General features: G+C 71.5%; 8 protein-coding genes. 6 read left to right on the plus strand and 2 right to left on the minus strand.

Features of this window, described 5'->3' with window-relative positions:
• Nucleotides 1–76: 76 nt before the first annotated feature.
• The gene (locus ACLQ2N_RS08810) at nucleotides 77–718 is read left to right on the plus strand and encodes a superoxide dismutase (RefSeq protein ID WP_073965192.1); all 642 of its coding nucleotides are present in this window, start codon (nucleotides 77–79) and stop codon (nucleotides 716–718) included.
• Between the two features lie 165 nt (nucleotides 719–883).
• Nucleotides 884–1,723 (plus strand): MOSC domain-containing protein, encoded by an 840-nt coding sequence (locus ACLQ2N_RS08815; protein WP_425810780.1) that lies wholly within the window; start codon nucleotides 884–886, stop codon nucleotides 1,721–1,723.
• 15 nt (nucleotides 1,724–1,738) lie between these two features.
• Here ACLQ2N_RS08815 and ACLQ2N_RS08820 read toward each other — a convergent pair whose 3' ends face one another.
• Together ACLQ2N_RS08820 and ACLQ2N_RS08825 are read right to left on the minus strand one after the other, a co-directional pair.
• Nucleotides 1,739–2,635, minus strand: coding sequence for a DUF4232 domain-containing protein (locus ACLQ2N_RS08820; protein WP_425810782.1), 897 nt, complete (start codon nucleotides 2,633–2,635; stop codon nucleotides 1,739–1,741).
• 112 nt (nucleotides 2,636–2,747) lie between these two features.
• A complete protein-coding gene (locus ACLQ2N_RS08825) occupies nucleotides 2,748–3,398 on the minus strand; it encodes a DsbA family protein (RefSeq protein ID WP_391265210.1) in 651 nt (216 codons plus the stop codon).
• Nucleotides 3,399–3,541: 143 nt separating this feature from the next.
• Between ACLQ2N_RS08825 and pepN the strand changes: the two genes are divergently transcribed.
• From pepN to ACLQ2N_RS08845, 4 genes are all read left to right on the plus strand, one after another.
• A complete protein-coding gene (gene pepN / locus ACLQ2N_RS08830; RefSeq protein ID WP_425810784.1) occupies nucleotides 3,542–6,130 on the plus strand; it encodes an aminopeptidase N in 2,589 nt (862 codons plus the stop codon).
• Between the two features lie 207 nt (nucleotides 6,131–6,337).
• Nucleotides 6,338–7,381 carry a hypothetical protein gene (locus ACLQ2N_RS08835; RefSeq protein ID WP_425810786.1) on the plus strand — a complete coding sequence of 348 codons (1,044 nt, stop codon included), beginning with the start codon at nucleotides 6,338–6,340 and terminating at the stop codon, nucleotides 7,379–7,381.
• A 200-nt stretch (nucleotides 7,382–7,581) separates the two neighbouring features.
• A complete protein-coding gene (locus ACLQ2N_RS08840) occupies nucleotides 7,582–10,890 on the plus strand; it encodes a S8 family serine peptidase (RefSeq protein ID WP_425810787.1) in 3,309 nt (1,102 codons plus the stop codon).
• Between the two features lie 178 nt (nucleotides 10,891–11,068).
• Nucleotides 11,069–12,097 carry an aspartate-semialdehyde dehydrogenase gene (locus ACLQ2N_RS08845; RefSeq protein WP_425810789.1) on the plus strand — a complete coding sequence of 343 codons (1,029 nt, stop codon included), beginning with the start codon at nucleotides 11,069–11,071 and terminating at the stop codon, nucleotides 12,095–12,097.
• Nucleotides 12,098–12,161 lie beyond the last annotated feature (64 nt).

The raw sequence follows: 12,161 nt of genomic DNA on the forward strand, positions 1-12,161 counted from the left end.
GGCATTCCTGCTGTTAGCCTGCTCTTGCATAGAGGTTGCAATAACAACTTGTCAGCAGTTGGAGGGTTCGAAACCAATGGCCACGTACACGCTCCCGGAACTCCCGTACGACTACGCCGCGCTCGAACCGGTCATCAATCCGCAGATCATCGAGCTCCACCACGACAAGCACCACGCCGCCTACGTCAAGGGCGCCAACGACACCCTGGAGCAGCTGGAGGAGGCGCGGGACAAGGAGGCGTGGGGAGCGATCAACGGCCTCCAGAAGAACCTCGCCTTTCACCTCTCCGGCCACATCCTGCACTCGATCTACTGGCACAACATGACCGGTGACGGCGGCGGGGAGCCCTTGGCCGCGGACGGTGTCGGCGACCTCGCGGACGCGATCACCGAGTCCTTCGGCTCCTTCGCCGGCTTCAAGTCCCAGCTGACGAAGGCCGCGGCCACCACGCAGGGCTCGGGCTGGGGCGTCCTGGCGTACGAGCCGGTCAGCGGCAAGCTGATCGTGGAGCAGGTCTACGACCACCAGGGCAACGTGGGCCAGGGCTCCACCCCGATCCTGGTCTTCGACGCCTGGGAGCACGCCTTCTACCTCCAGTACAAGAACCAGAAGGTCGACTTCATCGAGGCGATGTGGGCCGTCGTCAACTGGCAGGACGTGGCCAAGCGCTACGCCGCCGCCAAGGAACGCGCGGACGTGCTGCTGCTCGCCCCCTGAGCGAGGGCCGCGCGGCCGTACACACGGACGTCCTGCCTCGTGATCGTCTTCTCACCCTTCACCTGGCAGGCGGTTGAAGGGGAGGCCCCCGCCTGGACGTGACAGGCGGGGGCCTCTCTGTCGTCCCGCCCCGGCTGCCATGATGTCCGGCATGAGGAGCACGTCATGACGATCACTGTCCACGAGCTGGTGTACTACCCGGTCAAGGGCTGCGCCGGGATCCGGGTCGACTCCGCGCGGGTCACCGCCACCGGCCTCGCACACGACCGGACGTTCATGGTGGTCGACGCGGCCGACGGCACGTTCCGCAGCCAGCGCACCCACCCCGCGATGGCCGCGCTCCGGGCCGAGGTGCTGGACTCCGGCGCGGTCCTCGCCCTGTCCGCCGAGTCCACCGGCCCCCTGCGCCTGGACGTGGTCCCGGACGGGCCCCGCCGCGAGGTCAGCATGTTCGGCCGGGACCTCGGGGAGGCCGTCGACCAGGGCGACGCGGCGGCGGAATGGTTCTCCGAGGCGCTCGGGGCCGCGTCGCGGCTCGTCCGGGTGGTCCCCGGCTTCGACCGGGACGGCTGGGGCGAGACCCCCGGCAAGGTCAACTTCGGCGACGCGCACGCGGTCCTGGTCACCTCGACCGCCTCGCTGGCCGGTCTCAACGCCCGCATCGCGGCCCGGGGCGACGCCGCACCCGTGCCCATGGACCGCTTCCGGCCCAACATCGTGCTGACCGGCGACGACGAGCCGCACTTCGAGGACCGGGCGGCGCGGATGAGCGTGGGCACCGCCGAACTCGCCTACTCGGTGAAGGCGATCCGGTGCGGCGTCCCGCTCGTCGACCAGCGGACCGGGCGGCGCGCCGGACCGGAGCCGGTGCGCACCCTGGCCACGTACCGCAGGGAGCCGGAGTTCGGCAACAAGCTCAGCTTCGGCGCGAAGAACGCGGTGGTCCGCGAGGGCGTGGTGCGGGCCGGCGACCCGGTCTCCGTTTACGGCCCGGCGGGCGGCTGAGCCCCGTACGGTCCTCTACCCCCGGGGGACGCCCGCGTCCGCCGGGGTCTTCGTCCACGGGCTGACCCCGAGCCGGCCCGTGGTGCCGAGGTCCAGCTCCGGGGTGACCGTCACGGGCTTGGCGCCCGGCTTCGCGGTGACCTCGACGTAGGGGGCGTCGACCGGGTCGCCGTCCGTGGTGGTGTTGCGCCAGGCGAGGTTGGCGTACGCGCTCTCGCCCGGGCGCAGCGTGACGGGGCGGGGCTCGGCGTCCCCGCCGATGCCGGTGGAGATCGCGGTGGTGCCGTGCAGGATCTCGACCCCGCTCACCGGATCGCGGTCCTCGTCGAGGAGCCGGAGCGCGGGGTAGCCGTTCAGCCGGTAGTCGGTGGTGGAGCAGTTGGTGAGGTGGATGCCCACGACGCGCAGCCCCATCGCGGCGTCGCCCCGGTCGTCGGTGACGCGGACCCCCGAGGGCGGGCAGGCGCCGTCCTCAGTGGGCGCCTCGTCCGCCGGGACGGCCCGCACCTTGGTGATCCGGGCCCGGTAGGTGCGGGCCGAGCCCGGTCCGTCCCCGGCGTCCAGGGGCCGCCGCACGGTCTGGCCGGGTTCGACCGCCTCGACGGTGCGCGTGATGCTGTCCATGGCCTCACCGAACCCGTTGACCAGGGTGAACGTGAGGGTGAAGGTGAGCGGTTCGCTGTCCGTGTTGGTGACCTCGAACCCGGTGGACGGGGCGCCGGAGGGGCCGCACTCGCCGCTGACGACCCGGACGTTGTCCCAGGTCCGCCCGGCGGGGTCGGCGAGCGGCGCGAGGGAGGCGCAGGTCGCCCCGGGCGAGGCCGGGGCCCCGGCGGTCTCCGTCCCGCATCCGGTGAGCAGCGCGGTGCTCGCGAGGGCGGCACACAGGGCGAGGGCGGTGGCGGGGCGCATCCCCCCAGAAGATCAAAGGGGGGCCGGTCCGGGCTGTGCCCCAGGTCACATGTGGCGTCACGGTGGGGTAACCAGTCGGCGGCGGGGAGGGCTCCCCGCCGCCGGGCGGGTGTCAGTCGAAGACCGGGCCCTGGGTGCGGGTGCGCTTGATCTCGTAGAAGCCGGGGATCGAGGCGACCATCAGGGTGCCGTCCCAGAGCTTCGCGGCCTCCTCGCCCTTGGGGGCCGGGGTGACGACCGGGCCGAAGAAGGCGATCTGTTCGCCGTCGGCGCCGGGGACGGCGATGACGGGGGTGCCGACCTCCTGGCCCACCTTCTCGATGCCCTCCTTGTGGGAGGCGCGCAGCTCGGTGTCGTAGGTGTCGGAGTCCGCGTGGCCCGCGAGTTCGACGGGGAGGCCGACGTCCTTCAGGGCGTTCTCGACGGCTTCGCGGGTCGGGCCCTCGCCGCGGTTGTGGAAGCGGGTGCCGAGCGCGGTGTAGAGGGGGCCGACGACCTCGTCACCGTGCAGCTGCTGGGCGGCGACGACGACGCGGACCGGGCCCCACGCCTTGTTCTCCAGCATGTCGCGGTACTCGGCGGGCAGTTCGTCGAGCCGGTCCTCGTTGAGCACGGCCAGGCTCATCACGTGCCAGCGGACCTCGACGTCGCGGACCTTCTCCACCTCCAGCATCCAGCGGGAGGTCATCCAGGCCCAGGGGCAGAGCGGGTCGAACCAGAAGTCGACGGGGGTCCTGCCGGTCGCCGTGCTGTTGTCAGACATCTCTCTCCTCGAACGGGCGGATCGCGCGGGTGGGCACGTCTTGCCCGACAACACCGGACGACGCTCCGGCCATTCCCGCCCGCGGGTCCGGAGGGCGGCATGGGAGGATCAAACTATTCGAACGTGACACAAAGGAGTGTGCCGTGCCCGGCCAGAACCTGTCCCGAGACGAGGCCCGCGAGCGGGCCGAGCTGCTGACCGTCGACGGTTACGACGTCGAACTCGACGTGCGTTCCGCGACCGGCGGCCCCGGCCGGGACGCGGAGGACGGTCCGCTGACCTTCCGCTCGGTGACGACGATCCGCTTCCGCGCGGCACGCGGCGGCGCGTCGACCTTCGCGGACCTCATCGCCCCCTCCGTCGACGCGGTGACGCTGGACGGCACCGCGCTGGACCCGGCGGCCGTGTTCGACGGGGCGCGGATCGCGCTGACGGACCTGGCGGAGGGCGAACACGTCCTGGTGGTCGACGCGCGGTGCGCGTACAGCCGGACCGGCGAGGGCATGCACCGGTTCGTGGACCCGGAGGACGGCGAGGTCTACCTCTACACCCAGTACGAGCCGGCGGACGCCCGCCGCGTCTTCGCCAACTTCGAGCAGCCCGACCTCAAGGCGCCGTACCGCTTCCAGGTGACCGCGCCCGCCGAGTGGACGGTGTGGAGCAACGGCGCGGAGGAGTCCCGCGAGGGCGGGGTGTGGCGGTTCGCGGAGACCGAGCCGATCTCCACGTACATCACGGCGGTCGTCGCCGGTCCGTACCACTACGTCACCGACTCCTACAGCCGGACCTTCGAGGACGGCACGACGCTGGAGATCCCGCTCGGCGCGATGTGCCGCAAGGGGCTCGCCAAGCACTTCGACGCCGACGACATCTTCCTGATCACCAAGCAGGGCCTCGACTTCTTCCACGACAACTTCGACTACCCGTACCCGTTCGGGAAGTACGACCAGGCGTTCGTGCCGGAGTACAACCTGGGCGCGATGGAGAACCCGGGCTGTGTCACGTTCCGCGAGGAGTACATCTTCCGCGGCAAGGTGACGCAGGCGGCGTACGAGGGCCGGGCCAACGTCATCCTGCACGAGATGGCGCACATGTGGTTCGGGGACCTCGTCACCATGCAGTGGTGGGACGACCTGTGGCTGAAGGAGTCCTTCGCGGACTTCATGGGCGTCTTCGCGATGACCGGCGCGACCCGCTTCGAGGACGGCTGGATCACCTTCGCCAACAACCGCAAGTCCTGGGCGTACCGCGCCGACCAGCTGCCCTCCACGCACCCGGTCACGGCCGACATCCGTGACCTGGAGGACGCCAAGCTGAACTTCGACGGCATCACGTACGCCAAGGGCGCCTCCGTGCTCAAGCAGCTCGTGGCGTACGTGGGGCGGGAGGCGTTCCTGGAGGGCGCCCGGCGCTACTTCAAGAAGCACGCGTACGGGAACACCCGGCTCGGGGACCTGCTGTCGGTGCTGTCCGAGACGTCCGGGCGGGACATGACCGCCTGGTCGCGCTCCTGGCTCCAGACCGCGGGCGTCAACTCGCTGACCCCGGTCGCCACGTACGACGCGGCCGGCCGGATCACCGAGCTGGCCATCCTCCAGGAGGCCGCGGAGTCCCACCCGGAGCTGCGGCCCCACCGGGTCGCCGTCGGCCTGTACCGCCGCACCCCCGAAGGGGAGCTGGTGCGTTACGCGCGTGCGGAGGCGGACGTGTCGGGTCCGCGCACCGTGATCGGGGAGCTGGCGGGGGCCGAGCGGCCCGAGCTGATCCTGGTCAACGACGACGACCTGACGTACTGCAAGGTCCGCTTCGACGAGGTGTCGCTCGCCACCCTGCGCGCGCACCTGGGCGACATCACGGACCCGCTGGCCCGCGCCCTGTGCTGGTCGGCGCTGTGGAACCTCACTCGCGACGGGCTGATGCCGGCCCGCGACTTCGTCTCCCTGGTCCTGGCCTTCGCCGGGCGCGAGACGGACATCGGGGTGCTCCAGATGCTGCACGCCTGGACGCGCGGCGCGCTCGTGAACTACGCGGCTCCCGCGTGGCGCGAGGAGGGCGGCCGGGCGCTGGCCGAGGGCGCGCTCGGCGAACTGCGGCTCGCCGAGCCGGGCAGTGAGCACCAGCTCGCCTGGGCCCGGTTCTTCGCGTCGGTCGCCGCGTCGGACACCGACTTCCAGCTGCTGGCCGGACTCCTCGACGGCACCGCCAGGATCGACGGGCTCGACGTCGACCAGGAGCTGCGCTGGGCGTTCCTGTCGCCGCTGATCGCCCACGGCGCGGCCGACGAGGCGGCCGTCGACGCGGAGCTGGCCCGGGACGACACGGCCTCCGGCAGGCGGCACCATGTGCGGTGCCTGGCCTCGCGGCCGTCCGCCGAGGTGAAGGCCCGGGCGTGGGCGGACGTCGTGGAGTCGGACGCGCTGTCCAACGCGCTGGTGGAGGCGACGATCGCGGGCTTCGCGCAGTCCTCCCAGCGGGAGCTGCTGGCGCCGTACGCCGCGCGGTACTTCGAGGCGATCGAGCGGGTCTGGGCCGAGCGGTCGATCCAGATCGGGATGGCCGTGGTCAAGGGACTGTTCCCGGCACTCCAGGACGACCCGGCGACGCTGGAGGCGACCGACGCGTGGCTGGAGTCCCGGGCGGACGCGCCGCCGGCGCTGCGGCGGCTGGTGCTGGAGGCCCGGGACGACCTGGCTCGGGCGCTGCGGGCGCAGGCCACGGACGCGGTGGCGTAGGGCGTCCGGCTCATGACCCTTGCCCGGTCGCGCCGGTCCCGGGCAAGGGTCCCGTCCTCGGACGCCGGACGGGCCGGGGGGCGGTGCGGGCGGATCCGGCGTTTTTCGGATGCCGGACGCCCGGGCTTCAGGACGGTGTTGTCCGGGTATGTCGACGGCCCTGTAACAGGGGTTAAGGTCGCGGCCGTTGGCGGGATACACCGGAGCATGACCCAGAACACCCCGCTTCAGTCCGGCCGCCCCGCTCCCACCCGCGGGCGTCAACGCGTCCTCTCCGCCGCCCAGTTGAAGACGATGGGCGTGTCCGCCGGGCGGGCCGCGGAGCGGTGCCGGGGCGGTGGTCCGTGGCAGCAGCCGCTACCCGGGGTCTTCGTCCTGCACCCCGGTCCGCTCAGCGGCCGGGAGCGGCTGCGGTCGGCCCTGCTGTACGCGGGCCGGCCACCGGCCTCCGGGCGGCGCCCGGCCCCCACGCGGAGCGTCGATCCGGCGTACGGCGACGCGGTGCTCACCGGGCTCGCCGCGCTCTCGTTGCACGGCTTCACCGCCGCGCCGCCCGCCGCCGCCGTGGAGCGGGTGGACGTGCTGGTGCCCCGGGTGCGGCGGCTGCGCTCGGCCGGTTACGCCCGGCTGCTGCGGACCGCCGAACTGCCGGGCCCGGAGTGGGTGGACGGGCTGCCGGTGGCCCCGGTGGCCCGGGCGCTGGCGGACGCGGTGGCCGGGCCGGAGGACGCGGTGACGGTGCGCCGGCTGCTGACCGAGGCGGTGCGCGGCGGCCACTGCGAGCCGGCGGTGCTGGTGGGCGAGCTGAACCGGGCCAAGGTGCTCGGCCGGCCCCAGGTGGTCGACGCGGTCGACTCGCTGCTCGCCGAGGGCCGGGCGATGGCGGAGGAGCGGCTGTACGCGATGGTGCGCGCGCACGGGCTGGAGGAGCCGCTGTGGAACGTGGACCTGCGGCTGCCCGGCGGCCCGCACCTGGGCCGCGTGGACGCCTACTGGCCCGATGAGGCGGTCGCGGTGGAGCTGGACACGAGGGCCCCGCGCCACAGCCGGCAGGACGAAGAGCACGAGGCCGAGTGGTCGGCGTACGCGGTGCGGCGCGAGCACCTGGAACGGCTCGGCGTCACCGTCGTGCACCTCTCGCCGAAGAAGCTGCGGGACGCGCCCGGGCAGCAGGCGGCCGTGGTCCGGACAGCGCTGATGGCCGCGGTGGACCGGGAGCCGGCGGCGTACGTGATGATCCTGCCCCGCTGAACGGGGGCCGAACACCTCCGCATGGCCGGATTCACGTCACGTATCAGCCCGTTCGTCCCCACTGGCGCTTTCACCCCGGTGGCGGGATCCCGCCAGGTATTCAACAAGGCCCCCACAACTCTCCACAAACCCCTGTCATTTACGAAAGGGTGAGCGGTCATCCGGTACCGATTTCCGGACTCTCTCTTTCACATACAGGGATGCTGATGACCTCCGAATCCCCCGGCTCCATATCCGGAGCGAGACGAGCGGCCAGAGTGGCGGCCGCCGCCGGTCTGGTGGCCGCGCTGGCCGCCACCGGTGTCGCCCCCGTCTTCGCCGCCGACGACCCGGCCACCGCACCCGTCAAGGCCGCCGGCACCGCTCCTGCGGACAAGCTGGGTTCCGCCGACGCCGAGGTCCTGACCAAGGCCAAGGCCAGGGGCGAGAAGACCGTCACGATGATGGTCGCGACCGCCCCCGGCGCGACCGAGCAGGTCACCGAGCAGCTGGACGCCGTCAAGGGCTCCGTGCTGGGGCGCGCCTACGACAAGCTCGGTTACGTACGGGCGACCGTGCCGACCGCGACCGCCGAGGCCACGATCAAGGCGGCGTCCAAGCTCAGCTCCGTCCACGGCATCGATCTCAAGCAGGAGATCGTGCTGGACGACCCGACGCCCGCCGCGGACCGGGCCACCGGCGCGAAGAGCAGGGTGAAGTCCACCGGCAGCTACCCGGCCCCCGGGAAGAAGACGCCCGCGAAGAACCCGTACAACCCGTCCTTCGAGACGGGTGCGGTCGACTTCGTGAAGCAGCACCCGAAGGCGGACGGCCGCGGGATCACCATCGGCGTCCTGGACGCGGGCGTCGACATCGCGCACCCCGCGCTCCAGAAGACCACCACCGGTGAGCGCAAGATCACCGACTGGGTGACCGCCACCGACCCGGTCAGCGACGACGACGACACCTGGCTGCGGATGACGGACACCGTCACCGGCCCGGTGTTCACGTACAAGGGGCGTACGTACAACGCGCCCCAGGGCTCGTACCGGATCAGCCTGTTCGCCGAGGCCGCCACCAAGGGCGGCGACATGGCGGGCGACCTGAACCGCGACGGCGACACCACCGACACCTGGGCCGTGCTCTACGACCCGGTCAGCGGCGCCTCCCGGGTCGACCTGAACAACAACGGCGACTTCCGCGACGACACCGCCCTCCAGCCGTACAAGGAGAAGCACCAGGTCTCCTACTTCGGCGAGGACGACCCGCGCACGGACGTCGTGGAGCGCATCCCGTTCGTCGTGGAGAACCGCGAGGACGTCGTCTACAACGCGGCCGGCGACACCTCCGACTACGTCTCCATCGGGGTCATCGAGTCCGAGCACGGGACGCACGTCGCCGGCATCACCGCCGCCAACGGCCTCTTCGGCGGCGAGATGAACGGTGCCGCGCCCGGCGCGAAGATCGTCTCCTCGCGCGCCTGCACCTGGTCCGGCGGCTGCACCAACATCGCACTCACCGAGGGCATGATCGACCTCGTGGTGAACCGCGGCGTCGACGTCGTCAACATGTCGATCGGCGGCCTGCCGCCGCTGAACGACGGCAACAACGCCCGCTCCGAGCTGTACAAGCGGCTGGTCGACATCTACGGCGTCCAGCTGGTCATCTCGGCCGGCAACGACGGCCCCGGCGTCAACACCATCGGTGACCCCGGCCTCGCCGACCACGTCATCTCGGTCGGCGCGTCGATCTCCAAGGAGACCTGGGCCGCCAACTACGGCTCGAACGTCACCAAGAAGTACGACATGATGCCGTTCTCCTCGCGCGGCCCGCGTGAGGACGGCGGCTTCGCGCCGACCCTGACCGCGCCCGGCGCGTCGATCAACTCGACGCAGACCTGGCTGCCCGGTTCGCCGGTCAAGGAGGCCGGCTACTCCCTCCCGGCCGGCTACTCCATGCTCCAGGGCACGTCGATGGCCTCCCCGCAGGCCGCCGGCGCGACCGCCCTGCTGCTGTCCGCCGCGAAGCAGAAGCACATCGAGCTGCCCCCGGCCGACCTGCGCACCGCGCTGACCAGCACCGCCACCAAGATCAAGGACGTGCCCGCGCACGCCCAGGGCGCCGGTCTGATCAACATCGTGGACGCCTGGAAGCTGATCTCCCAGCAGGGCGCCCCGGCACACGAGTACACGGTCAAGGCGCCCGTCGACACCGCGATCGACTTCGCGCTGAAGACCCCGGGCTTCGGCACCGGCCTGTACGACCGCGAGGGCGGCCTCCAGGCCGGCCAGAAGAAGACCTACGACGTCACGGTCACCCGCACCACGGGCCCGGACAAGAAGGTCGAGCACAAGCTCTCCTGGAAGTACGACGACGGCACCTTCTCGCTGGTCGGCCCCACGAAGGTCGCGCTGCCGCTGGGCAAGCCGGTCACGGTCGAGGTCCAGGCGAAGCCGGGCAGCGCGGGCGTACACAGCGCGATCCTCCAGCTGGACGACAGGAAGACCGCCGGCACCGACCAGCAGATCCTGACGACGGTCGTCGTCTCCAAGGCGCTGGCGAAGCCGTCCTACGCGTTCAAGGCGTCCGGCTCGGTGCAGCGCAACGGCACCACGTCGTACTTCGTGACCGTGCCGGAGGGCGCCAAGACCCTCGAGGTCGCGATGAGCGCCCTGCGCTCGGGCAGCCAGACCCGCTTCATCTCCATCCACCCGTACGGGGTGCCGGTGGACGACAGCGGTACGCCGAACTGCTACCCGAACTACGAGAACCCGGCCAACACCTGCCGCCCGGACGCGCGCTCCTACCCGGACCCGCAGCCCGGCGTCTGGGAGATCGAGGTCGAGGCCCGGCGCACGTCGCCGCTGCTGGACAACCCGTACAAGCTGGACGTGGCGCTGCTCGGCGCGACCTTCGACCCGGCGGTGCGGACCATCGCCGAGGCGAAGATCGGCACCCCGGCCTCGGTCGACTGGACGGTGACCAACGACGCGGGCGCCCTGGAGGGCACGCTCAAGGGCGGTTCGCTGGGCTCGGCCGACGTCGAGCGCCCGTCGATCTCCACCGGTGGCTCGTACACCAAGGAGGTCACCATCGGTGAGGGCGTCGAGAAGCTGGACGTCGCCATCGGCGGGACGAGCGACGCCAACGCCGACCTCGACCTGTACGTGTACAAGGGGAGCGCCGAGGTCGGCGCCTCCACCACGGCCGGTTCCGAGGAGGCCGTCAGCCTGGTGAAGCCGGCCGCCGGCACGTACACCGTCGTCGTCGAGGGGTACGACGTCCCGGCCGGGACCACCGCGTACGACTACCGCGACGTGTACTACTCCGCGTCGCTCGGCACGATCTCGGTGGACGAGTCGAAGGCCGTGAACCTGGCCCCCGGCGCGTCGGCCACGGTCGGCGCGCAGGTGAAGGTGGCCGGTGCGGCCCCCGAGGGCCGGCAGTTCTTCGGCGAGGTCGGCCTCGTGAACGCCCGCGGCACCGCGGCGGGCACCGGCAGCGTCGTGATCGAGAAGGTCACGCCGTGACCACACGGTGCTGAACATGTGATCCGTACGGCAGTGGGGCGGGTGCTCACCGGGCACCCGCCCCACTGTGCTGGGCGCCACTCGTCCGCAGGCCGGACAATGGATTGGACAAGGCGGGCGTGGACATACGCATCATGGACCGGCAACCGTGCCCGTTCGTACGTCTGAGGGAGTTCCTGTGAAGGTCGGAATCGTCGGCGCCACCGGTCAGGTAGGCACAGTCATGCGCGGCATCCTGGCCGAGCGGAAGTTCCCGGTCGACGAGCTGCGGCTGTTCGCCTCCGCGCGCTCGGCGGGTTCCGTCATCGAGTGGCAGGGCCGCGGGATCACCGTCGAGGACGCCTCCACGGCCGACTACACGGGCCTGGACATCGTGCTGTTCTCGGCCGGCGGCTCCACCTCGAAGGCGCTCGCCGAGAAGGTCGCCTCGCAGGGCGCCGTCGTGATCGACAACTCCTCCGCCTGGCGCAAGGACCCCGAGGTCCCGCTGGTCGTCTCCGAGGTCAACCCGCACGCGATCGCGGACCGCCCCAAGGGCATCATCGCCAACCCGAACTGCACCACGATGGCCGCCATGCCCGTGCTGCGCCCGCTGCACGAGGAGGCGGGGCTCGAAGCGCTGACCGTCGCCACGTACCAGGCGGTCTCCGGGTCCGGTCTCGCCGGTGTCGCCGAGCTGCACGGCCAGGCGTCCAAGGTCGTCGCCGACGCGGACAAGCTCACGCACGACGGCTCGGCCGTGGACTTCCCGGAGCCGGGCGTCTACAAGCGCCCCATCGCCTTCAACGTGCTGCCGCTGGCCGGCTCGATCGTGGACGACGGTTCCTTCGAGACGGACGAGGAGCAGAAGCTCCGCAACGAGTCCCGCAAGATCCTGGAGATCCCGGAGCTGAAGGTCTCCGGCACCTGCGTCCGCGTCCCGGTCTTCTCCGGCCACTCCCTCCAGGTCAACGCCCGCTTCGCGCGCCCGGTCTCCGTGGAGCGCGCGTACGAGCTGCTGAAGGACGCGCCGGGCGTCGAGCTGTCCGAGATCCCGACGCCGCTCCAGGCCGCGGGGAAGGACGCGTCCTACGTGGGCCGCATCCGCAACGACGAGACCGTCGAGAACGGTCTCGCGCTGTTCGTCTCCAACGACAACCTGCGCAAGGGCGCGGCGCTGAACGCGGTGCAGATCGCGGAGCTGGTCGCGGCGGAGCTCGCCGGCTGACCTTGTGTGTCCTCAATCGCCGGACGGGCTGAATTTCCAGCCCCTCCGGCGATTGAGGAGCGGG

This window comes from Streptomyces sp. DT224 (assembly GCF_049844595.1).
Lineage (GTDB): Bacteria > Actinomycetota > Actinomycetes > Streptomycetales > Streptomycetaceae > Streptomyces.